Consider the following 24,727-nt stretch of genomic DNA (forward strand, 5'->3'; position numbering starts at 1 on the left):
CAATGAAAAAATTAAAATATATATCTTTTGCTCTGATTGGATTATGGTCACTGACAAGTTGTGAAAGTGAACTGGATACAGCTCCTACAGATCAATCCAACAGCACGGAAGTTTTTAAAACAGCAGAAAGCGCTGAAACAGTTATCAACGGAACCTGGGCAAAATTCAATAATGACGGGACAACATATGCGAACATTGGTTTTTCAACTGTTATGAGAGCAAGTGATGCAATGGGAAGTGATGTGGCGGTATTGACCAACAAATATGGTTTTGCAACTACTTATACTTTTTCCGAAATGGAAAACAGAACTGCTGGTCGTCCGTTATTTATTTGGGGAATGCTTTATTCTGCAATTAATAACATGAATAATGTTATTGCAAAAATTGATGCGGCAGAAGGAAGCCAGGAAAAAAAGAACCAGGTAAAAGGTCAGGCAAAGGCATTACGTGCTTTCTGTTATCTAAATATTGCAAGCTTTTATCAGTTTAGTTACCTTAAAGATAAATCTGCATTAACGGCTCCGATTTATACAGAACCTTCAGCGATAACTACAGTTGGAAAAAGCAAATCCAGTCTTGAAGATATTTATACTTTGATCAAAAGTGATCTTACAGATGCAGACAATTTATTGAAAGATTACACAAGAAACAATAAGGATAAGATCAACAGAAATGTTGTAAACGGAATTTTAGCGAGAGTTTATCTGAATACCGGAGAATGGAGCAAAGCAGCAGCCTCCGCAAAGATTGCTAAAGAAGGATACCCTTTAATGGCGCCTGAAAAATATAAAGATGGTTTCAATGATATTACCAATGTAGAATGGATCTGGGGACATGCTCAGACTCAGGAACAGTCGGATGCAAGTTATGCTTTCCACTATCTTGATGTATCTTCATCAGGAAGTTATTACTACAGTTTCATGGCTGATCCATACTTTAAAGCTTTATTTGATACCAATGATATCAGATACCAGTTGTTCTCATGGGATAATCTACCTTCAAGAGAAGGATTGCTGAAATATGCGAAATTTAAATTTAAGCCTACCCTTATCGGAGATATCGTATATATGAGAGCCGCTGAAATGTACCTTATTGAGGCTGAAGCAGAGGCAAGAAATGGAAATGTCTCTCAGGCGGTAACAGTTCTGAACCAATTAAAATCAGCAAGACATGCTAATGCTTACAGTGGTTCACTGGCTCAGAATAATGTAGTAGATGAAATTCTCATCGAAAGAAGAAAAGAATTGTTTGGAGAAGGTTTCTCTCTTTCAGATATTATCAGAACACAGGGAACAGTAGTAAGAAAACCTTATGTAGATGCAGAAGGAAAACCTATCAAGGTTCAGATTACGACGCCGAACGGAACTGTAAAAACAGTTGACGGAAGAGGACATTCAATCTTCAATTTCCCTGATAAAACAGAATTTGTACCGAACAGTAAATATTATTTATTCAGTATTCCACAAAAAGAATTTGAGAATAACCCGAATTTATAATCTATAGTCCATAATTAGATTTGATTTTTTAGCCACCGCTTTTGCGGTGGTTTTTATTTTTTGGCAAAAAGTTTTTAAATTATTTACCTCGAGATCTGTAATAGGCCAGAGAATCAAAAGTCTTCATAAATTTATTGAAGCTGATACTCTTTACACTGTCAAATTTTTCTCCTTCCCCAATAAAATAACGGTATTGCAATGATAAGAGCCTTTTATTCGTTCTGATTTTAAACCTATCGGGCATATAAATAGAATTAACTCTTCGTCCTATTTTTGTATTGTCATTGATAAGGTAAATCTGATTCTTGTCAAAGCTTTCTCTTAAAATAGCCCAGTCCTTTTCTGTTAATTTAAATCTAAGAGTATCAGAAGTATCCGGTTCGATCAGAAGATCTGATGTATAAATATCAGTTCCAAGAACTGTAGAAAGGTTTCTAACTGGGGTTAAAATAGTAATGTCATTACCTAATATTTCCTTTTTCTCACACGAAAGTGTAATAAAACAGAAAGATATAAGAAGGGCTTTTATAGTAAAATATTTCATTTAAATGTTGAATGTTTGTAGAGTTATATAAAGAATAAAAAGTAATATCTAAGTCATTAATTTATTTCTAAAACTTAACCTTTATGCTATCATTGATCACAAAATCATCCAGATAAATTTTATACTGTTCGTCTTTCCTGCATTCCTGCATTTTTTGTAACATTTCTAAATTATATGGAGTATTTAAAATATCTCTCATTTTGCTGAAAGAAGTCTTGTATTCCTTATTTAAGACGAAGTTATTATTGAACTTATATTCCAGTTGTTTTGTACTTTTTTTCTTGACGAATATCGCGGTAGGAAACAATGTCTTAATGTCATTTGGCGAAGCACTTGGATTTAAAGAAGAATTGATGGAGTCAATTTGTTTAGAAAAAATCGTTTGTTCTTGGTTGACAAGATATGCATTCACGGGTTTATTCTCTTCAAGTTTTTCACTTCCTGAATGCTTTCCGTCAAAGTTCAATGTTTTGGAGATAATGATCAGGAAATCCTCATTGGTGTTATTATGGAACATCAAGTTGATCTTATTTTCTTTTTTCTCAAACGAATAAGATAATTCTATTCTATCACTATTGTTTTTTGTACAGGAAATAACAAATAATAGAAATGATAGTACAATAAGTTGTTTGAATAATTTCATGGGTAAAATTCGGATGAGATAAATAAGTCTGCTTGATCTTACAAAGGTAAGAACATTATTTGGGGATCACAGAAAGTTAGAAAATGGTATTGGTTTTGGTAACAGATAAAATATAGTTTGAGGGTAAATACTAAAACTGTATTAAAGACTTCAGAATTCATCTGTTTTATAAAAAATCTTTACCTTTGTCACAATGAACTTCTTAAGATGGATATTGGCAATTTATTTCATGGCGTTATCACTGATGCCATGTGAAGATGTGTCCCGTCTTTCTTTGGATTCAGAAGGTCAGAAGATTTCATTAAGTATTCACGGAGCACATTCTACAGAAAACGGAGATATTTGTTCGCCGCTTTGTGCATGCAGCTGCTGCCAGATTACGGTTTCAGCATTTAAAATGGATCCTTTATTGGAAATTCCTGAGCAGGTTCCTGCTTATTTTTCAAAAAAGATCTTATTTCATAAAAACGACTTTGCCTATCAGGTATACGATCCTATCTGGCAACCCCCTAAGATTTAATTTTTATTGATTTTTAGAAAGTTATGCTTTCTAAGCCTACTTGAAACTTTGCAATACCATTGCAGAGGTTTTCAGGATATTTTTGCTGCAGTATTTTATGCTGTTTGCATCTGTTTTCAATATAAATTAAATAAAAATCGTGTTAGATAAAATCATAAAATTCAGTATCAAAAACAAGGTGATCATTGGTGTTATGACCTTGTTGCTGATCATTTGGGGAACATGGAGTGCTACAAAATTACCCATAGATGCGGTGCCTGATATTACCAATAATCAGGTTCAGATCATTACGGCGTGTCCTACATTGGCAGGGCAGGAAGTAGAACAGTTAGTAACCTTTCCCATTGAACAAAGTATTGCCAATGTTCCGGATATTCAGGAAACGAGAAGTATTTCCAGATTCGGACTTTCTGTAATTACCGTAGTTTTTAAAGAGAATGTAGACATCTATTTTGCCAGACAATTGATCAATGAACAATTAAAAAATGCTGTCGAAGAAATACCTAAAGGTGTCGGAACTTCAGAACTGGCTCCCGTAAGTACAGGGCTTGGAGAAGTGTATCAATACATTCTTCACCCTAAAAAAGGAAGCGAAAAGAAATACAATGCCAAAGAACTCAGAACCATGCAGGACTGGATTGTCCGCAGACAACTGAACGGAACACCGGGAGTAGCGGAGATCAACAGTTTCGGAGGCGAATTAAAACAATACGAAGTTGCCATAGATCCTAACAGGTTGAAAGCAATGGGAACAAGTATTACCGAAATTTTTACAGCCCTTGAAAAAAATAATCAGAATACAGGAGGAGCCTATATTGATAAAAAGCCCAATGCCTATTTTATCCGTGGAATTGGGCTTGTAACCTCTCTTGAAGATATCAAAAATATTGCTGTTAAAAATGAAACAGGAAGCGTTCCTATTTTTATAAAAGATGTTGCAGATGTTCGTTTAGGAAGCGCTGTACGTTACGGAGCTTTGACTTATGACGGAAAAGTAGACGCTGTAGGAGGTGTCGTCATGATGCTGAAAGGAGCAAACAGTAATGAAGTTGTAAATAATATCAAAGAAAAAATACCCACCATTCAGAAATCGCTACCTGATGATGTGGTGATAGAACCGTTTTTGGATAGAACAGACTTAGTAGGAAGAGCGATCAGTACCGTTGAGAAAAACCTCATCGAAGGAGCCTTGATTGTCATTTTTGTTCTGGTTATTTTCCTTGGAAATCTGAGAGCCGGGCTTATTGTGGCTTCGGCAATTCCGCTTTCTCTTTTATTTGCCTTGGGAATGATGAATGTCTTCGGAGTAAGTGCCAACCTGATGAGCCTTGGAGCAATAGACTTCGGGCTGATCGTAGACGGAGCAGTTATTATTGTAGAAGCAACCTTACATCATTTAGGCTTAAGAAAATCCACCCGTGCATTGACGCAATCTGAAATGGATGAAGAAGTATTCCTTTCCGCCTCGAAGATCAGAAGCAGTGCAGCATTTGGTGAAATCATTATCCTGATTGTATATATCCCGATCCTTACATTGGCTGGAGTTGAAGGTAAAATGTTTACTCCGATGGCGAAAACTGTAGGATTTGCAATCTTGGGAGCTTTGATTCTTTCATTGACATATATTCCGATGATGAGCGCCTTGTTTTTATCCAAAAAAATATCTCACAAGGAAACATTCTCAGATAAAATGATGAATCGTTTACAAAAGATTTATCAGCCATTATTACACAAAGCAATTAAAGTAAAATATATTGTCGTTTCAGCTACAGCAGTTGTTTTTCTTATATCAGCTTTTACATTTAAAAATATGGGAGGTGAATTTATTCCTCAATTACAGGAAGGAGATTTTGCTTTCCATTGCATATTACCACAGGGAAGCTCACTTAGTCAGAGTATAGAGACTTCAATGCAGGCTTCCAGAATCATTAAACAATTCGATGAGGTGAAAATGGTAGTCGGAAAAACCGGATCTGCGGAAGTTCCTACTGACCCGATGCCGCCCGAAGCTACCGATATGATCGTTGTATTAAAACCACAAAGCGAGTGGAAGACAAAAAAATCTTATAACGAACTGGCAGATGAGATCAGTGAAAAATTAGAAACCATTCCAGGTGTGTTTTTTGAGAAAAATCAGCCTATCCAGATGCGTTTTAATGAATTAATGACCGGGATCAGACAGGATGTAGCCGTAAAGATATTTGGAGAAAACCTTGATTCACTGGCGGTATATGCTGATAAAGTAGGAAAGATTATTCAAACCGTTGATGGAGCTACCGCACCTCAGATTGAAAGAGTGAGCGGACTTCCTCAGATCAATGTACAATATGACAGAACAAGAATTGCCAACTACGGATTAAATATAGAAGATGTAAATAATGCCGTAAGTACAGCCTTTGCAGGAAAATCAGCAGGGCAGGTTTTTGAAAATGAAAGACGTTTTGATCTGGTTGTACGTTTGGACAGTCTTCACAGAACCGATATTTCTGATGTTAATAACTTAATGATTACTTCCGCAACAGGAGCTCAGATTCCTTTATCTCAGGTTGCTAATGTAAGTTACAAGCTCGGTCCGGCACAGATTAGCCGTGAACAAGGGAAGCGTAGAATTGTAATAGGATTTAACGTTAAAGATCGTGATGTTCAAAGTGTGGTGAAAGATATTCAGAGTAAATTAGATAAGGTGAAATTACCTTCAGGATATTACTTTACCTACGGCGGACAGTTCGAAAATCTTCAGGAAGCAAGTAAACGTTTAATGATTGCTGTTCCCGTATCGCTATTGCTTATTTTCATGTTGTTGTATTTTACATTCAAATCATTCAAGCAGGCAGCTTTGATCTTTACAGCTATTCCAATGAGTGCAATTGGGGGTGTATTTGCTTTGATCGTAAGAGATATGCCATTCAGTATCAGTGCAGGAATCGGGTTTATCGCCTTATTCGGAGTTGCGGTCCTTAACGGAATTGTATTGATTGGAACTTTTAATCAGCTTGAAAAAGAAGGAGAAACAGACATTTTAAAACGTGTTTTTGAAGGAACTAAAACAAGGTTGAGACCTGTTCTAATGACCGCTACCGTGGCTTCATTAGGATTCTTACCAATGGCAATTTCCACCGGAGCCGGAGCAGAAGTGCAAAAACCGTTGGCAACAGTTGTGATTGGAGGTTTGGTAACAGCAACGTTCCTTACGCTTTTCGTTTTACCAATGCTTTACATCATCTTTAACACAAAGATTTTGAAAAGAAAAAACAATAACACGCAATCATTCACAATTGTTCTTATTTTAGGATTAATGATGCTGGGGCAAAACTTTAAAGCTCAGTCCAGACCTATTTCCGTAGATGAAGCGGTAGAAATGGCAATGAATAATAACTTAACCTTGCAGTCAAAGGATTTAAGTATAAAATCAGCAGAAGCTTTAAGACCTACGGCGAAAGAACTTCCCAAATTAAGCTTTGATGCTCAGTTAGGACAATACAACAGCCCGAAATTTGACCAGTCTTTTGCCATCTCACAGAGTATTCCTTTCCCGACATTGTTTAAAGCAAGAAAAGAACTCATCAATGAAACCGTTAAGAGTAAACAGATTGAGAAGGAAATAACAGTCAATGAGCTGGTAAAAGACGTTCGTACCTATTATTATCAAATTGAATATCTTCAGTACAACAAAGAAAAACTTACAAGTCTGGCTGATTTTTATGCAGAATTTATCAGAATTGCAACGGTAAGATTTAAAGCTGGAGATATTAAAAAGATTGAAATTAATACAGCAGAAACCCAGAAAGGTGAAATAGATCTGCTGTTAACACAAAATGAAGTATATCTGAATAACGCCTATAAAAATTTAAAAACCCTTCTCAACACCTCAGAAAACCTTGAAGTTCCATTCAAAAAAGATTATGAACCGCTGAAAGCAGAAAACGTACTGGATAGCGCTGTTGTAGCAAACAATCCTACTGTAAAGGCATTCTATCATGAAATGGAAATTGCTGAGAAGAACAAGAAAGTAGAAAAAGCGACAGGGTTGCCGGATTTTAGTCTGGGATATACCAATCAGTCACTGATTGGTTTCCATACCATTAACGGACAGGAGAATTTCTATGATTCGGGGAAACGTTTTCAGTCGGCAACAGTGGGAGTATCTATTCCTTTGACATTTGGAGCTACCAAAGCAAGAATACAGTCGTTGGAATATGAAAAACAGGTTGCGGAAACCAATGCAAAAATGCAGAAGAAACAGCTCACTGCGCAGCTGGAGAATACTTTTAACCAATATCAGCAGGATATACAGCAGTATGATTATTATAACAATCAGGCACTTCCGAATGCAGAGAAAATTGTAAAAGCAGCTCAGTTGGGATATAAAACAGGAGAGATTTCCTATGTTGAATATCTTTTTGCCTTACAAACCGCTACCAACATTCAGTTGAAATACCTGGAATCGATTCAGCAGGTGAATCAGTCTGTAGTGACCATTAATTCAATCATTAATAAATAATATGAAGTCGATTTCAAACGACCTTAGAAAAAATAAAAATTCGAATATGAAACTCAAATATAATATCATATCTCTTGTATTCATCTCTATCTTAGCTATAAGCTGCGGAAAAAAAGAAGCTGCGGAAGAAAAAGCTCCTGAAAAGACAGAACAGAAGGAACATGCACATGAAGAAGTACCACAAACGATTGCCTCCCTTACAGAAGAGCAAATGAAGTCCGTAGGAGTTACCCTTGGACCCATAGAAATGAAAGAACTTACTTCTACCATCAAGGCAAACGGTCTTTTGAGTGTTCCTAACAGTAATAAAGCAACCATCACTTCATTGTATGGCGGAATTATCAAAACCATCAATATCCAGGTGGGAAGTATAGTCAAGAAAGGACAGGTAATAGCAACCATTGCCAATCCGGAATACATCCAGCTGCAGGAAGATTATTTGACCACAAACAGTAGAATTACTTACGCTGAGCAGGAGTTCAGAAGACAAAGAGAACTTTTTGATAACGATGCAGGAGCAAAGAAAAACCTTCAAAGCGCAGATGCAGAATTGAAAACCTTAAGAACCAAAAGAGCATCTCTGTTAAAACAGCTTCAGATGATGGGAATAAGCCCGGGAAGTGTCAATAACGGTAACATGAAATCAGGATTGGTAATCACCGCTCCGATTAGTGGTACGATCAGCAGTATTTCAGCACAGATAGGAAGTTATGTAGATATTTCTTCTCCTGTTGCAACAGTGATTGATAATGGATCTATTCACCTGGATCTTCAGGTATTTGAAAAAGACCTTCCGAAAATGAGAGTAGGGCAGATCGTTCATTTCAAACTGACCAACAATCCGGAAACGGAATACGATGCAAGAATCTATAGTATCGGTTCCTCTTTTGAAAATGAAAGCAAAACCATTTCCATGCATTGCGAAGTAATAGGAAATAAATCAGGATTGATTGATGGAATGAATATCACCGGAATTGTAAGCCTTGATAAAAGTACTACCCCAGCAGTGCCTACCGAAGCCATCGTAGAAGCAGACGGAAAATTCTATGTTTTTATTCAAACCGATAAAAAACCGGAAGAAGAGCATGAAGAGAATGGAAAACCTCATCCTAAAACATTAAACTTTGAAAAAATAGAAGTGGTAAAGGGAACTTCCGATATGGGATATACTGCGATTACGTCCGTAGGAGATATCCCGGACAATGCGAAAATTGTAGTGAAAGGAGCCTTTTTCGTCAATGCTAAGCTGGTGAATTCAGGAGAACATGAACATTAATGAAGGAGATCAGAATCAGTGAAATGTCGATTTTTATGCTTAATTTAGAGCTGCTTACGGAATAGCTTTATTAAGCATAAAAACTGACTGAGGAAAGTAAAGATTATCTTACCCAATTTAATACATGAATCATTATGCTATTAAACAAAAAAATATCAGTCTGGTATTTCATCCGTGAAATAAAATCTCAAATTCTGTTTATAGGAATATTTGCCATTGCCATTGGGCTTTTGGATATGTTACCATGGTTCAGAAAAATTTCACTTCCCTTGAATATTCCGGCACTTCTAGGAACAGCAGTATCATTACTATTGGCATTCCGAACCTCCCAGTCCTACGAAAGATGGTGGGAAGCAAGAACGGTTTGGGGAGCAATTGTAAATGATTCCAGAACATTCATAAGGCTTGTGACTCAGTTCTTGCCTTCGGAAGATCACAAGACAATCAGAGATTTTGCCGAGAGACAGATCATCTGGACGTTTGCTTTGGGTGAATCCCTGAGGAAGCTGCCTTTTTCAGATAAAGTTCAGAAATATCTGGATAAAAATAATATCAATGGGCTCAATATTCCTAATGCCCTTTTAGATGAGCATTCAAAACAGATTAAGGAAGTTTCTGCATCAAAAGGACTGACAGATTTTCAACAGATGCAGTTGAATGATATGGTAACAAGGCTGTGTGACAGCATGGGAAAATGTGAAAGATTAAAGAACACTGTTTTTCCAAGGTCTTACAGCATTTTAGTACATATTTTGATCTATGTATTTGCACTGGTACTTCCATTTGGATTGGATGACTCCCAGCTGACTATAGAAATTATCATTACTTTCCTGATCCCGATTGTATTCATTGCCATAGAAAAAACTTCGATCATAATGCAGGATCCATTTGAAAACAGACCTGTAGATACTCCGGTAACTTCTCTGGCGCAAACAATAGAGATCAATATCAGACAAATGATTGGGGAGCAAAACGTCCCTTTGAAAAAAGAAAATACATCCTATTATGAAATGTAAATAAACATTAAGTATGGAATCCAAAACACAAATACAAACTCCGTCCGCAGCAAGCCGGCATAAAAAAAATCTGCTGATTGTACTTTGTCTTAGCGGGACCTATCTCATCGCTGAGGTTATTGGCGGAATAATTACCAATAGTCTTGCTTTATTAGCAGATGCAGCCCATATGTTGACCGACGTTGTTGGTTTACTGCTGGCTTTTATAGCCATAAAAATAGGAGAGAAAAAAGCAGATTCATCCAGAACGTTTGGGTATTATCGTACAGAAATATTAGCCGCAGTTATTAATGCTGTTGTATTGCTGGGGATTTCCATATATGTATTATTTGAAGCCTATCAGCGTTTTCAGAATCCGCCGGAAGTACAAAGTAAATCTATGTTGATTGTCGCTGGAATCGGATTGCTTGTGAATGTAATTGGAATGATGATTCTAAGAAAAGACTCTGAAGGAAGTTTAAATATGAAAGGAGCTTATTTTGAAGTGCTTTCAGATATGCTAACTTCAGTTGGAGTAATGATTGCCGGAATTATTATGCTCACGACAGGCTGGTACTATGCCGATCCGTTGATTTCGGCAGCCATCGGATTATTAATATTCCCAAGAACATGGAGATTACTGAAAGAAGCCATAAATGTACTGCTGGAAGGAACCCCGAATGATGTAGATATTCATCAGCTCCGTAAATCTTTGGAAGAAACTCCTGGAGTAAAGAATGTTCACGATCTGCATGTGTGGTCGCTCACTTCTAGTGTAAATGCAATGAGCGCTCATATAGTAAAAGATACAGGAACCTCACAGAATCAATTATTAAAAACATTGACAGATACCACCGTTGAAAACTTTAAAATAAACCATACCACTTTTCAGATTGAAGAAGAAGGATACGAAGAAAATGAAGTACATCTGTAAAATTTAAAAAGTTTAAAATGAAAAAAGATATAGAAAACAAACTCATTGATAAAAATACCAAACCTACAAGCATGAGGATTCTGGTGTATGATTTTCTAAGCTCACAAGATGCCGCGTTATCTCTGTCTGAAATAGAAAACCACTTTGAGCATGCAGATAGAATTACAATATACAGAACATTAAAAACCTTTGAAGAAAAAGGAATTGTTCATAGCATACAGGAAAATACAACCACAAAATATAAACTTTGTGATGACGATTGTGATGAGAAAACCCATAAAGACTGGCACCTTCATTTCTATTGTAAAATATGTAAACAGACCACTTGTAAAGAAGATATTTCCTTCCCTGAAAACATACAGACCAATTTCAGAATAGACGAAATAAGACTCTTTGCAAAAGGAATCTGTGAAAATTGTCTTGAAAGTTTGCAATAGCATTGCATCAGTCTCATCATTACATTTGAATAAAAATATCAGTTATGGAAAAGTGCTGTAGTACAACCCCGGAAAAAACAGATCCAAAAGGACACAAACATAATCACTCAGAAGGAGATGGACATGACCATGACGGACACGATCACTCTCACGATACCGGAGATCAGAGTATCTTTCAGATGTTTCTTCCGGCGATCATATCCTTTGTGATTCTGTTATTAGGAATTGCATTCGACAATTATATAAAACCTGCGTGGTTTACAGGCTGGGTTCGTTTGGTATGGTTCCTTGCAGCCTATATTCCTGTCGGATTTCCAGTATTGAAGGACGCTTATAAAAGTATCATCAAAGGAGATGTATTTTCAGAGTTCTTCCTGATGGGAATTGCAACCATTGGTGCCTTTGCTATCGGAGAATATCCCGAAGGAGTTGCTGTAATGCTTTTTTATGCAGTAGGAGAGGTTTTCCAGTCTATGGCGGTGACCAGAGCAAAAGGAAACATCAAAGCTTTATTAGATCAGCGTCCTGATGAGGTAACAATCATGGAGAACAATCAGCCGAAAACCATTAAAGCAAAAGAAACCAAAATAGGAGATGTGATCCAGTTAAAACCTGGTGAAAAACTAGCGCTTGACGGAGAGTTACTATCAGATTCCGCATCATTCAATACAGCGGCATTGACAGGAGAAAGTAAACCGGATACCAAAAATAAAGGTGAAGTAGTATTGGCAGGAATGATCAATATGAACAGCATTGCTCTTGTAAAAGTAACTACAGCATATGAAGATAGTAAACTAAGTAAAATATTAGAACTTGTTCAGAATGCAACAGCTCAAAAAGCCCCTACAGAATTATTTATCAGAAAATTTGCCAAAATTTACACCCCGATTGTAGTATTTCTGGCAATAGGAATCACATTCTTACCTTACTTCTTTGTCAGTGACTATCTGTTCAGAGACTGGTTGTACAGAGCATTGATCTTCCTTGTGATCTCATGCCCTTGTGCTTTGGTAATCTCTATTCCATTAGGATACTTTGGAGGAATTGGAGCAGCCAGCAGAAACGGGATTTTATTTAAAGGAAGTAATTTTCTGGACAGCATAGCAGAGATTCAAAATGTAGTGATGGATAAAACAGGTACCATGACGGAAGGAGTTTTTAAAGTTCAGGAAGTAAACATGGCTTCCGGATTTAATAAAGATGAAATTATGCAGTTGGTCAATCTTCTGGAAAGTAAAAGTACACACCCGGTAGCCACAGCTATTCATAATTATGTTGGAGAGATTAATTATTCTATTCCAATGGAAAACGTGGAAGAAATCGCTGGACATGGGCTGAAAGCAACAGTCAACGGAAAAGAACTTCTGGTAGGAAACTTCAAGCTGATGGATAAATTCAATATCAGCTATGATATCAACCATGCAAATATTGTATACACACTTATTGCTGTAGCTTATGACAAGAAGTTCGCCGGATATATTACCATTGCAGACAGCATTAAAACAGATGCTAAAGAAACTGTAGATAATCTTCACAAAATGGGAGTGAAAGCAACCATGTTGAGCGGAGATAAAGGAACCGTGGTAAAATATGTTGCAGATCAGTTGGGTATTGATAACGCATTTGGAGATCTTTTACCGGAAGACAAAGTGAATAAAGTGAAAGAAATCAAGGCGAAAAATCAGACCGTAGCTTTCGTAGGAGATGGAGTAAATGATGCTCCGGTAGTTGCTTTAAGTGATGTAGGAATAGCAATGGGAGGTCTGGGAAGTGATGCTACTATTGAAACAGCAGATGTCGTTATTCAGGATGATAAGCCAAGCAAAATTCCAATGGCAATTAATATAGGTAAGCAAACGAAAAAAATTGTCTGGCAGAATATTATTCTTGCATTTGCTGTAAAAGCAGTAGTGTTAGTTCTCGGAGCAGGAGGTCTTGCAACAATGTGGGAAGCGGTTTTTGCTGATGTGGGAGTTGCATTGCTGGCAATTTTAAATGCAGTGAGAATTCAAAGAATGAAATTTTAAGAAAACTAAAGAATACAATAAACATTCATCTAAATTATATTTAAAGGCTCTGTTGATTTTCAGCGGAGCTTTTTTGCCACGGATACGCAAATGAATTGATTAGTGCATTAGTGGCAATAAAAAAACACCCCTCAATTTTAGCAGAAATAAAAACCTTTACTCCTTGTACCAAAATCTACAGCAAGAAAAAGCCCCGTTGAAAATCAGCGGAGCTTGACAAGATTAAACTTTTTATAAAGAACTAAATTTTTTGTTTATTGAGCTTTATTATCAAAGTTCAGGATAATATTACAATGATAACAGATACAGTTTTGGTAATTTTATGGGTAACAGATAAGCCAGTTTTTTATTCACATCAGTTCAATTAAAATAACCTGAAGAAGCTTATTGTTTCTCAGCAAACACATATAAAAATTAATGCATTCGTGGCAATTAAAAAATATCCAATGTATTCATAGATTGAATCCTTATTCCTTACAACGGTGTTTTGTATTCCAACAGAACAGGCAGAACAACAAATGACATTCATCATAAACAGAACGGAAAACAATTTTGAAGTAGTATATTTGTAACACAGAACAGAATAATTGAGGTTACTGATTTACATATCCATCATTTTTACCATTGCATTACGCCCAGTTTTGCCATTGGTAAACTACGTGGTAAATTATGATTATATCGTAAAGAACCTTTGTGAAAACAGAGCGATTCCTCAGTCTACCTGCAAAGGAAAGTGTTATGTAAAGAAAGAATTAGCAAAAACTGAAAAGCAGACGGGTAATTCTCAAACCATAAAAATTGCAGGATTAGATGTTTTCCTTTCTCATGATATTCTTTCCTTTTTAGATCAAAAAGAATTTGAACAGCTGGTGATAATACCGGAATCAGGATATGCTGATCTCCATTGTTCAAATTACTTCTCAAGGATTTTCCATCCTCCATTGGTTTAACTTTATTATTAAACTATATTTTTAGTTTGGCGTAATTGCTACCTCAGTAATTAAAGATATTAAATTGATCACTTCGTTTCTTTAGAGAGCCTTTTTCAAATAAATATTATTTGTACTGAGCGAATCTTTATGGAAAACGTAAGGAAGTTTTCATATTGATATTCTATAATGAATTGCTGACCATGACTTTGTTCAATACTATTAATTTCAATGTAACATTAAAATGAAATCTCCGATTATTTTGACTGCTGTGCTGTCAATTTTACTTCTATCGTGTGCAAAAGAACCACAGGTGAAGCACAAGACTAATATGAATTCTTCCAAAGAAAATATGAAGAATGTACAGGTTGTAAATGATGAAGATCCGATCTGCCATATGAAGACGGCACAATTTCTGAAAGATACTGCTGTATATAAAAATAAAACTTACGGTTTCTGTAGCCCATACTGTAAAGAAGAATTCAAAAAAAATCCTGAAAACTATGCCCAAAAATAAACAGACGAATAACAAAGGAAAGGTCATTATCCCGATTGCGGTTATTGCCCTTCTTTTTCTGGGAATAGGGATAGGAATGGGATACTTCAAAAAGAATCTTTATACAGTAATGAAGGTTCCAGATTTCGAACTGACCGATCAGAACAACAAAAAAATCACTAATAAAGATATGCTGGGAAAAGTGTATCTGGTAGAATTTTTTTATAGTCAGTGTCCAACGATATGCCCAGTGATGAACACCAATATGAAGGCTATCCAAAATCAGATCAATAGTTCTGAATTTGGCATCGTATCCATCAGTATTGATCCGGAAAATGATACCCCGGAAGCTTTGAAGGAACATGCAAATAGAATTGGTGCAAAATCTCCTGATTGGCATTTTCTGACAGGAGACAGAACATATATCGGAAATCTGGCGGATAAATTTAATATCTATGTAGGAGACAAAGAAGATGATGCAGAAAGCCTGAACCATAGCGGTATGATTGCTCTTGTGGATCAGGAGGGGAACATTCGTTGCCGATACAATAAAGAAAATATGCCGATCCTATATTACTCAGGATTAAATTATGAAGATCCGGAAGGGAAGAATCCAAGATTGAACGGAAAATACCATCCGGACAGAGAAATTCTGATAGAGGATATTAAGAAGTTATTAAACTAGGATGGAGGAAAGGAAGAAGGAAGCTGAAAGTACCGAAACTTAAGCCACTCTATAGTTGTTTTTAAAACCTAGATTACATTCATCTTCCAACATCAGGTTTCCATCTTTTAGAAGAATATTGTTTAACCATATAACAAAAACATTATGAAGATTATGAAAATAGCTGCTTTAGGGGCAGTATTTGCGGCTCAGTTTACACTGGCTCAGTTTAAGCAGACACCTTTGCCATATGCTTACAATGCATTGGAAGGATCAGTAGATGCGCAAACAATGGAAATACACTATTCAAAACATGGTGCAGCTTATGCCGCTAATTTGAATAAAGCCATTGCAGGAACTCCACAGGAAAAACAAACTTTGATTCAGATTTTGTCTGAAACCTCAAAACTAACTCCTGCAGTAAGAAATAATGCCGGCGGGCACTATAACCACGAACTTTTCTGGACGATCCTTACACCGGAGAAAAATACTCAGCCATCTGCAAAATTAGCAAAGGCTATCAATGAAACATTCGGAAGTCTGGATGCTTTTAAAGAAAAAATGAGCAAAGCCGGAGCAGATCGTTTCGGTTCAGGATGGGCTTGGCTTTCTGTGGATAAAAACGGGAAACTATTCGTTTCTTCTACACCGAATCAGGATAATCCATTGATGGATATTGTAGAAGAAAAAGGAACTCCTATTCTGGGAATTGATGTTTGGGAACATGCTTATTATTTAAAATATCAGAACAAAAGAGCTGATTATCTTTCTGCAATCTGGAATGTGCTGAACTGGAAAGAAGTAAGCAAAAGATATGATGAAGCTTTAAGTAAAAAATAATTTCATGAAATTACTTTACAGCATACTTTTTACCTTTTATATGGTGTTCAGACCTCTGATACCAATGGTAGAGTATGCTGTAAACTATAAGTATATCGTTAATACCCTTTGTGTCAATAAAAGTAAGCCTGAAATTCACTGTAACGGAAAATGTTACCTGAGCAAAGAACTGGCAAAAACAAATAACGATACAGAATCTACCCCGTTCAACAAAGTAAAAAACTCTGGGCAGAAAATCCTTGATATTTATATTCTTCCCGAGATAACAGAACTTATCATTACTGAAAAGATTCCTTTTTTCAATTTCTCTTTTACATACGAAACAGCCTATTCTTTTCTGTTTCTGAAACATATTTTCAGACCACCGGTTTTTTAAGTCTCAACTATTCACGTATAAAATCTTAGCCACAAAAGTTTATTTAATTAAGCGAAAAACGTATAAGCAAAAAGTTCACAAAATTTGAGAATCTCTGATTTTCAAAATAAGCTAAAGTGTTCTTTCAAACTGTTTATGGATAACTCTTAAATAACTTAAGTGTTACAAAATCTTTTGTGGTAAAAAGTGAATGTTTTAAGCATTCAAAATCATCTTATTGTATTTATTCAACTTAAAAAATCAACAATGAAAATTTATAAATTTTTATCATTATTCTTTATTGCCATTACTTTACTTTCCTTTTCATCTTGCTCAAGCAGAGACGATGATGATAATCCACAGGATACAACCCCGGGAAATCTTCAGATCAAATTTGAAAACGGTTTTAATAATTTGGGAAATATTGTCTTGAACCAGACTGTACAAACCTCATCACAAGGGCAAAAGCATAATTTTTCAGCTTTAAAATATGTCATCAGTAATATTACGTTGATCGATGAAAATGGAAAGGAGTTCAGATATAATGAAAATAATCCAGATAAAGGCGCATTTATCATTGATCAGGCAGATGCTGTGGCAGGAGTTGTTTATCTGAACCTGAATGAGATTCCGAAAAATAACTATAAGAAAATAAAATTCGGATTAGGAATCAGCCAGAGTGCTTATTTGTTGGGAATGGACGGACAGGCTGAATTCTGGAACAGAGCAAAACAGAAAGGCATGTCATGGTCTTGGGCAGCAGGTTATGTTTTCGTAAAACTGGAAGGAAAGTATGGAACCGGTTCAGCAACAACTGAGTTTATGAATCACACCGGAAATATGGGTAAAGTGACAGAGAATAATACACCGGATTTATACAGAGAAGTTACTTTGAACTTGCCTACAACAGCAAGAGTAAATGGTAAGATCAGACCCTCTATTCACATTCTTGCAGATCTCAATCAGTTCCTGAGCGGAGAAAAAGCTTTAACACTCACAGAATCTAATGCCATGATGATGGGCTCAAGTCAGCATTTAGTAGATGTGACCAATAATCTGACAAAAATGTTTAAAGTAGACCATGTACACAATGATTAATTTCTTTTTGAAAACAATATTATTTCTTACCGTTGTGCTGCTGGGTTTTGTTTCCTGCTCAGATGAGGTGATGCAGCCTTTGGAGAAAGACGAAGCTTATAATCTTAATTTTCCATCTTACTTCCCGGAAATGACATTCGATCAATCTGCCAATCCGGTAACAAAAAATGGAGTGGAGCTGGGCAGAAAATTGTTCTATGAAGGGAGACTTTCAAGAAATAATACAATTTCATGTGGCTTCTGCCATATTCAGGAAAATGCTTTTACGCATCATGGGCATACAGTAAGCCATGGAGTAGATGACCGAATCGGGATCAGAAATGCACCACCGATTCAAAATATGGCATTCTTAAAAAGATATATGTGGGATGGTGTCATTCATAATTTAAATGAACAGCCTATCATTCCGATGACAGACGTAAATGAAATGGACAGTTCCATGCCGGAAGCGATTTCAAAAATAAAAGATGATCAGAAGTATAAAAAGCTCTTCGCAGCTGCTTACGGCGATGAAAATATTACCGGAGAAAGAATTTTAAAAGCACTATCTCAGTTTATGGCTTCCATGATTTCTGCAGATTCCAAATATGACAGAGTGAAACAAGGCAGAGACAGCTTTACTTCTGAAGAATCCCAGGGAATGACTTTGTTTAATAAAAACTGTGCTTCCTGTCATAGCGGAGGACTTTTTACTGATGAAAGTTTCCGAAATACAGGAATGTATTATAATAATCAGTTTAAGGATGCAGGTCTTTATCGTGTGACTCTGAGTCAAAACGATTGGATGAAATTCAGAGTACCAAGTTTAAGGAATATTGAATATACAGCGCCATACATGCATGACGGAAGATTTTATACACTGGAAGCGGTGCTCAACTTCTATTCTGATAATGTAGAAGATAACCCGAATCTTGATCCGCAGCTGAAGCAGAACAATCACATCGGAATTGCCATGAACAGTCAGGAAAAACAATTGATCATTACCTTCCTGAAAACATTATCTGATAAAAGCTTCATTACCAATCCAAAATTTGCAGAATAATTAAATGTAGACATGAAGAAGATTATTTTAATCATAAGTCTGGTTTTAGGGACAATAAGTCAGGCAAAAACAGTTATAGACAGTGCTTATATTCCTCAGGAATATTTCGGTACAATAGATTTTGATGAGGATTGTGATGCCTGTGGTTGTGCAGCAGGAAACGGATCATCAGGTTTTGAATCCCTATTGAATCCTCAGTTTATCGGAATTAAATATTTTGCCCAACATTATAAAGCAAAAGAAAACCTATTTGTAAAAGACCTTACGCAGGATCAGTATTTTAATACATTACAGCTTTGGGGGAAAATTCCTTTAATTAAAAAATTAAGTGTATATGCAAGTCTGCCCTTCCATTTTCATGAAAAGAAAACGATGCAGGGAGATATAAAGATCAATGGAATTGGAGATCTTAACGTAATGGGAATTTATCAGCTTCTTATTTCTAAAGATAACTTTCATCAGTTAAGCGGAGGTTTGGGTATCAAAGTTCCTTTGGGGAAGTTTGATGAAAAAGGAGCATCAGGAGTCAATCCGAGTTTTCAGCTGGGAACCGGAAGCTGGGATTATCAGGCAGCCCTGAATTATAAATTTCAGAAAAATAAAGTGGCTGTATTAATCAACACAGATTATACCGTAAAAACTGAAAACAAAAAACATTACCGCTTCGGAAACCAATGGAATTATGCTGCTACAGGTTTTTACCAGATCGCAGGGAATGAAAAGACTATTTTTTCAGCAAAAGCCGGACTTCAGGGAGAAGTATATGATCAGAATAAACAGTTTAACGAAGCCTTACCTAATACTTCAGGAAGTGCTTTATATGGAAAACTGGGGTTTGAAGCTTCTTATAAAAAGTTCAGTTTGGGAAGCGAAATTATGCTGCCGGCATATAACAATCTGGCTGGAGGAGATATTGAAGCAAAATCACGTTTCAGTATTTTCTTAAATATTGGAATATAGTAAACATTCAATTTTCTGACTTCAAGACTCAGATTACGATAAGTAAAACGAGGTTATTTCATTTGGGAATAATCTCGTTTTTTATTTCTACAGTGAGCACAACAAAAGTTGAAATATTGTGCAGACAGCTAAAATTAAATTGTTGCTTTATTATATTTAATTTCTGTATCAACAGTCCCTATTCTGATCCATTCTTTTATAATATTGTAAATCATTTTGTTATTTGTGGCATTATATTAATAATTGTCTATCTTTGCCGAAATTTGGTGAGCCATAAAAAGCTCTTAAAAGGGAATCCGGTGAGAATCCGGAACAGACCCGCTGCTGTAAGCTCCGCACCAAAGTTTTTGAAGATTATATTCACTGTTTTTTAATGGGAAGGATTTCAAAAATGGAGTAAGTCAGAAGACCTGCCAGACAATTAAACGTTTGACGCTTTCGTGGAATAAAGCTTAGGACAACAATGATTCTGTGCAGTGAATACTGTGCTTTGTCGTTGCTTTCTTATATCCATTAGCGTCATCATTATCCTAAATGAGCTAATGGTGGCAAAACTGACTACATCTCAACTTTATAAGGTTGTTTTCACATTATGTGTGTTAACATCACAATTTCTGTTTTCCCAATCCAGAAAAAAAGACAGCATTAAGGAAGAAGCTATTAAGACTGTCAATATTTATAAAAAGAATTTTAGAGAAATCATTCCTGTTCAGGTCCTGCAAGGTGAGGAGCTTGAAAGACTGAACAGCCACTCTGTTGCAGATGCACTCCGTTATTTTTCCGGTGTTCAGATTAAAGATTACGGAGGAATGGGTGGTTTGAAGACCGTTAATATCCGAAGTATGGGAAGCCAGCACGTTGGAGTTTTCTATGATGGAATTCAATTAGGAAATGCCCAGAATGGTGTGGTAGATTTAGGGCGGTACTCTCTGGATGATCTTGAAGAAATATCATTATATAACGGGCAGAAAAGTGAAATTTTTCAGCCTGCAAAGGATTTCGGTTCCTCAGGATCTATTTATATGCAGCCAAAAACTCCTGTATTTAAAGGAACAAGAAAAACGAATCTTATCATAAGGGTGAAAAGTGCATCCATTGATCTGTTTAATCCATCTTTCCGTCTTGAGCAAAAGATTTCCGAGAGAATTTCCAGCAGTTTCAGTTCTGAATTTCTACAGAGTGACGGGGTTTATAAGTATCGTTACGGAAAAAAATATTCTAATGGGCAGACCGCTTATGATACGATTGCCAAAAGATATGATTCCGATATTAAAACAAAACGTTTTGAAACATCCGTCAATGGAATTTTAAATAACGGAAACTGGAATGTACGCGGTTATGGCTTTATTTCAGATCGGGGGATTCCCGCACCTATTGTGAACAACCGTTTTGATGCCAGAGGAGCCAGAATGAGAGATGAAAATTATTTTGTACAGGCAAATCTCAGAAAAAAGCTCTTCCCTAAATTTGAAACCCAGCTGAAGGCAAAATTTGCGTATGATTATACTTATTTTAATGATACGGTATTATCACAAGCTGTTTATCCGGCACAAAACACCTATATCCAAAGAGAGGTTTACCTTTCTTCTTCCAATATATATTCTGTCAATTCCAATTGGGATATTAGTTTGAGCGGTGATTTCCAGTTTAATAATATGGATGCCAACTTAAAAAACTTTTCTTTTCCTACCCGATATACAACACTCGTAGCATTGGCTACAACGTATCAGTGGAATCGATTCAAATTTTTAGGAAGCCTTTTAGGAACCTTTACTTTTGAAGAAGTAGAACGTAATTTAAGAGCTGATGACAGAAGAGAGTGGACACCGGCTTTCTTTATGAGCTACCAGCCTGCTGCGATTCCAGAGCTTACCATCAGGGCTTTTCATAAACAGATTTTCAGGCTGCCTACTTTTAATGATTTGTACTATACCAATATCGGGAGTTCTTATCTGAAACCCGAATTTACCTATCAGTATGATCTGGGATTTACCTATCAGAAAAAATATGATAATGCTATCATGAAAGCTTTTTATATAAAGGTTGACGGATATTATAACAGGGTAAAAGATAAGATCGTTGCAATGCCACAACAAAATTTGTTCCGCTGGACGATGCTGAATCTTGGAAGAGTTGAAATTATCGGAGCTGATGTGAATGTTCAGGCTGATGTAATGCTTGGGCAGGTGAAATTGAAACCATTGTTGTCTTATACCTATCAGAGTGCAGTAGATAAGACTAATAAAGGATCGGGAATTGAACAAGGCGATACATTTTATAATAAGCAGATACCTTATATACCCTGGCATACCGGTTCATTTACCCTGATGGCAGATTACAAAGACTGGAGTTTCAACTATAGTACAATCTATGTAGGGAAACGCTATGACGGACAGCTGGATAATATCAGAGCCAATTTTATTCAGCCTTGGTATACGCATGACCTTTCTGTTCAGAAGAAATTTACTCTTGACGGACATCCGTTTAAGATCAATCTTGAAATGAATAATGTTTTTAACCAAAATTATGATGTTGTACGCAACTATCCTATGCCGGGAAGAAATTTTAAACTCTCTTTAAATTTTACATTATGAGAAAGCTGAACTTATATTTTTTATTTTTTGCATTGCTATGCTTTACAGCCTGTCGTACAGATGATACAATCATTCCAATAGAAGTGGTAGACGGTCTTGCTCCGGTTGAAAATACAGCGATCAAAGGATTCTACATCCTTAATGAAGGCAATATGGGAAGTAATAAATGTACACTAGACTTCTTTGATTACACAAAAGGAACTTACTATCGAAATATCTACGCCGAGATCAACCCTGAAGTTATAAAAGAATTGGGTGATGTGGGAAATGACATTAAAATCTATGGAAGCAAACTGTACATCGTGGTTAATGTCTCCAATAAAATAGAAGTCCTGGATGCTAAGACAGCAAAACGTATTAAATCTATTCCTCTTCAGAACTGCAGATATTTAACATTTAAAGGAGGGAAAGCCTATGCAAGTAGTTATGTAGGTCCTGTAGATATCAATCCCAATGCACCCAAAGGAAAAGTAGTGGAAATTGATACCGTATCTCTTTCTGTGCAACGTGAAGCAACGGTAGGATATCAGCCTGAAGAGATTGAAATCGTAGGCAACCAGCTTTTTGTGGCAAATTCAGGAGGCTATATGGTTCCGAATTATGACAAAACGATTTCAGTAATAGACCTGAATACTTTTACAGAAACAAAGAAAATAGATGTAGCGATCAACCTTCACCGTCTTAAAAAAGATAATTACGGAGACCTGTATGTGACATCAAGAGGAGACTATTATGACGTTCCTTCCAATTTATACTTAATTGATGCTGCTACAGGAACTATTAAGAAAAATTTCCATATGGCTGTCAATGAAATGACCATCGTGAATGACAAGCTTTATTTCTATGGAAATGAATTCAATTACAATACCCATACCTACAAAAAAACATTTGGGATCATTGACGTAAAGACCGAGCAGGTGATTTCAAATAGAATTATTGATTCCGAGTATGAATCCATTATCAAAACACCTTACGGGATCGCTGTAAACCCAATCACAGAAGATATTTACATTACGGATGCCCGAAATTATGTATCCATGGGATTTGTGTATTGCTTCGATAAAAATGGAAAGTTTAAATGGAAAACCGAAGGCGGGAATATACCGGCACACTTCGCTTTCTTATATAAATAGTAAAACTGATAAACATGAATAAAAAAACTGTTAATTATGTTATAACCGGACTTTTATCTCTTCTTTTTGCAGGAATGATAGCCTCTTGTAAGCATGACGATGATGAGGTGAAAGCACCTACAGAACCTATTGTGACAGAGCCTTTCAAGGGTTTAGATTCTGCTTATACGATCGAACGTTTCAGAGTATTGAGTATTCCTACGAATATTCCCAATAACATTACCTGGAGCATTAATGACTCTATTATTTCTCAGAATTCTGAGCTGGAATTTATCAGTACCAAAGTAGCTACTTATCCTTTGACTCTAAAGATTGGAAGTACCGGTGAAGTATTTCATTCTAAAATTAAAGTCACAAAAGAAGCCGGTACCATGAGTAAATATATTTCCAATGTACTGGACTTCCGTCCGGCAGTAGGACAGTTTATGAACGAAATTCCTGAATATGAGCCAGGAAATAGTGCTATTGATATACTTGCCAAAGTAAAAAAAGCACTGGTTGGTCCTAATACTTCAGATATAACTCTTGGAGGTTTTGGAGGTTACGTTGTTTTTGGCTTTGATCATACCATTCCGAATAGAGAAGGAAGAGATTTTAAAATCCTTGGGAATGCATTCTTTGGAAACGCAGCTACTGATCCCCGTTCAGGATCTTGTGAGCCGGGAATTATCATGGTTGCCTATGACCGAAATAAAAACGGAAAACCTGATGATAATGAATGGTATGAAATAGCAGGAAGTGAATATTTCAAAAACACAACAATAAAGAATTACAGCATCACTTATTTCAAACCGGATGAAAATAAAACACCTGTCCCAGGAAATCTGGGGTGGAATATAGATGTGGAATATATCAAATGGCAGGATAACCAAGGAAACAATGGATTCAAAACAAAGAATGTCTTCCATTTACAGAGCTATTATCCTCTTTGGATCCCTGGTCCTTCTTATGCTTTCACAGGAACAAGGCTTAAAAATAATTTTTATGACCAAAGCGGTAATGGATCATATTGGGTAGGAAAGTCATATGAATACGGATATGCAGATAATGCTCCCAATCAGGATGAAGCATCGAACATTGATATTTCCTGGGCTGTAGACCAAAGCGGTAAATATGTAAAACTTCCGGGAATCGATTTTGTGAAAGTATATACAGGAATCAATCAGGAAGCTGGAAGGCTGGGAGAGGTTTCTACAGAAGTTTCAGGAGCCTATGATTTACATTTTAAATAAAAATCAATAAT

General features: G+C 36.3%; 21 protein-coding genes and 1 riboswitch. Of the genes, 19 read left to right on the top strand and 2 right to left on the bottom strand.

The genetic code is table 11. The annotated features are described in order from the left end of the window. The first annotated feature begins 2 nt into the window (after positions 1 to 2). The gene (locus BBI01_RS17120; RefSeq protein WP_065395857.1) at positions 3 to 1,496 is read left to right on the top strand and encodes a RagB/SusD family nutrient uptake outer membrane protein; all 1,494 of its coding nucleotides are present in this window, start codon (positions 3 to 5) and stop codon (positions 1,494 to 1,496) included. 79 nt (positions 1,497 to 1,575) lie between these two features. On the opposite strand, the gene BBI01_RS17125 is transcribed toward BBI01_RS17120, so the two are convergent. Both BBI01_RS17125 and BBI01_RS17130 read right to left on the bottom strand, forming a co-directional pair. After that, the gene (locus tag BBI01_RS17125) at positions 1,576 to 2,040 is read right to left on the bottom strand and encodes a hypothetical protein (protein WP_065395858.1); all 465 of its coding nucleotides are present in this window, start codon (positions 2,038 to 2,040) and stop codon (positions 1,576 to 1,578) included. Between the two features lie 67 nt (positions 2,041 to 2,107). Then, positions 2,108 to 2,683, bottom strand: a complete 576-nt coding sequence (locus BBI01_RS17130) for a hypothetical protein (RefSeq protein ID WP_065395859.1) — start codon at positions 2,681 to 2,683, stop codon at positions 2,108 to 2,110. A 193-nt stretch (positions 2,684 to 2,876) separates the two neighbouring features. Between BBI01_RS17130 and BBI01_RS17135 the strand changes: the two genes are divergently transcribed. From BBI01_RS17135 to BBI01_RS17220, 18 genes are all read left to right on the top strand, one after another. Then, on the top strand, positions 2,877 to 3,203 hold the full coding sequence (locus BBI01_RS17135; RefSeq protein ID WP_065395860.1) for a DUF6660 family protein: 327 nt from the start codon (positions 2,877 to 2,879) through the stop codon (positions 3,201 to 3,203). A gap of 139 nt (positions 3,204 to 3,342) precedes the next feature. Further along, on the top strand, positions 3,343 to 7,704 hold the full coding sequence (locus BBI01_RS17140; RefSeq protein ID WP_083190137.1) for a CusA/CzcA family heavy metal efflux RND transporter: 4,362 nt from the start codon (positions 3,343 to 3,345) through the stop codon (positions 7,702 to 7,704). Between the two features lie 46 nt (positions 7,705 to 7,750). Beyond that, complete coding sequence (locus BBI01_RS17145) at positions 7,751 to 8,980, top strand: efflux RND transporter periplasmic adaptor subunit (protein ID WP_065395999.1); 1,230 nt, start codon at positions 7,751 to 7,753, stop codon at positions 8,978 to 8,980. 134 nt (positions 8,981 to 9,114) lie between these two features. After that, positions 9,115 to 9,996, top strand: coding sequence for a bestrophin family protein (locus tag BBI01_RS17150; protein WP_065395861.1), 882 nt, complete (start codon positions 9,115 to 9,117; stop codon positions 9,994 to 9,996). 13 nt (positions 9,997 to 10,009) lie between these two features. Then, positions 10,010 to 10,909: a cation diffusion facilitator family transporter gene (locus BBI01_RS17155; protein WP_065395862.1), complete on the top strand. Its 900-nt coding sequence runs from the start codon at positions 10,010 to 10,012 to the stop codon at positions 10,907 to 10,909. A gap of 17 nt (positions 10,910 to 10,926) precedes the next feature. Then, a complete protein-coding gene (locus BBI01_RS17160) occupies positions 10,927 to 11,346 on the top strand; it encodes a Fur family transcriptional regulator (RefSeq protein ID WP_065395863.1) in 420 nt (139 codons plus the stop codon). A 44-nt stretch (positions 11,347 to 11,390) separates the two neighbouring features. Then, positions 11,391 to 13,373 carry a heavy metal translocating P-type ATPase gene (locus BBI01_RS17165; protein ID WP_065395864.1) on the top strand — a complete coding sequence of 661 codons (1,983 nt, stop codon included), beginning with the start codon at positions 11,391 to 11,393 and terminating at the stop codon, positions 13,371 to 13,373. Positions 13,374 to 13,960: 587 nt separating this feature from the next. Continuing rightward, positions 13,961 to 14,323 carry a hypothetical protein gene (locus tag BBI01_RS17170; protein WP_065395865.1) on the top strand — a complete coding sequence of 121 codons (363 nt, stop codon included), beginning with the start codon at positions 13,961 to 13,963 and terminating at the stop codon, positions 14,321 to 14,323. A 223-nt stretch (positions 14,324 to 14,546) separates the two neighbouring features. Further along, a complete protein-coding gene (locus BBI01_RS17175; protein ID WP_065395866.1) occupies positions 14,547 to 14,819 on the top strand; it encodes a YHS domain-containing protein in 273 nt (90 codons plus the stop codon). After that, positions 14,806 to 15,483, top strand: a complete 678-nt coding sequence (locus BBI01_RS17180) for an SCO family protein (protein WP_065395867.1) — start codon at positions 14,806 to 14,808, stop codon at positions 15,481 to 15,483. Before BBI01_RS17175 ends, BBI01_RS17180 begins: the two co-directional genes overlap by 14 nt. A gap of 144 nt (positions 15,484 to 15,627) precedes the next feature. Next, complete coding sequence (locus BBI01_RS17185) at positions 15,628 to 16,302, top strand: superoxide dismutase (protein WP_065395868.1); 675 nt, start codon at positions 15,628 to 15,630, stop codon at positions 16,300 to 16,302. 4 nt (positions 16,303 to 16,306) lie between these two features. After that, a complete protein-coding gene (locus BBI01_RS17190) occupies positions 16,307 to 16,678 on the top strand; it encodes a hypothetical protein (RefSeq protein ID WP_083190138.1) in 372 nt (123 codons plus the stop codon). A 246-nt stretch (positions 16,679 to 16,924) separates the two neighbouring features. After that, a complete protein-coding gene (locus tag BBI01_RS17195; protein WP_065395870.1) occupies positions 16,925 to 17,755 on the top strand; it encodes an MbnP family protein in 831 nt (276 codons plus the stop codon). Then, positions 17,748 to 18,797 carry a cytochrome-c peroxidase gene (locus tag BBI01_RS17200; protein WP_083190139.1) on the top strand — a complete coding sequence of 350 codons (1,050 nt, stop codon included), beginning with the start codon at positions 17,748 to 17,750 and terminating at the stop codon, positions 18,795 to 18,797. The genes BBI01_RS17195 and BBI01_RS17200 overlap by 8 nt, the downstream gene beginning before the upstream one ends. Before the next feature lie 12 nt (positions 18,798 to 18,809). Further along, entirely contained in the window at positions 18,810 to 19,757 is a 948-nt protein-coding gene (locus BBI01_RS17205) for a transporter (RefSeq protein ID WP_065395871.1), read from the top strand. A gap of 247 nt (positions 19,758 to 20,004) precedes the next feature. Continuing rightward, positions 20,005 to 20,189, top strand: a riboswitch (cobalamin riboswitch). 110 nt (positions 20,190 to 20,299) lie between these two features. Further along, the gene (locus BBI01_RS17210; protein ID WP_065395872.1) at positions 20,300 to 22,351 is read left to right on the top strand and encodes a TonB-dependent receptor plug domain-containing protein; all 2,052 of its coding nucleotides are present in this window, start codon (positions 20,300 to 20,302) and stop codon (positions 22,349 to 22,351) included. Continuing rightward, positions 22,348 to 23,484 (top strand): YncE family protein, encoded by a 1,137-nt coding sequence (locus tag BBI01_RS17215; RefSeq protein ID WP_065395873.1) that lies wholly within the window; start codon positions 22,348 to 22,350, stop codon positions 23,482 to 23,484. The genes BBI01_RS17210 and BBI01_RS17215 overlap by 4 nt, the downstream gene beginning before the upstream one ends. A gap of 14 nt (positions 23,485 to 23,498) precedes the next feature. Next, positions 23,499 to 24,716, top strand: a complete 1,218-nt coding sequence (locus BBI01_RS17220) for a cell surface protein (protein WP_065395874.1) — start codon at positions 23,499 to 23,501, stop codon at positions 24,714 to 24,716. Positions 24,717 to 24,727 lie beyond the last annotated feature (11 nt).

The sequence above is a fragment of the Chryseobacterium artocarpi genome (genome assembly GCF_001684975.1).
Classification (GTDB): Bacteria; Bacteroidota; Bacteroidia; order Flavobacteriales; family Weeksellaceae; genus Chryseobacterium; species Chryseobacterium artocarpi.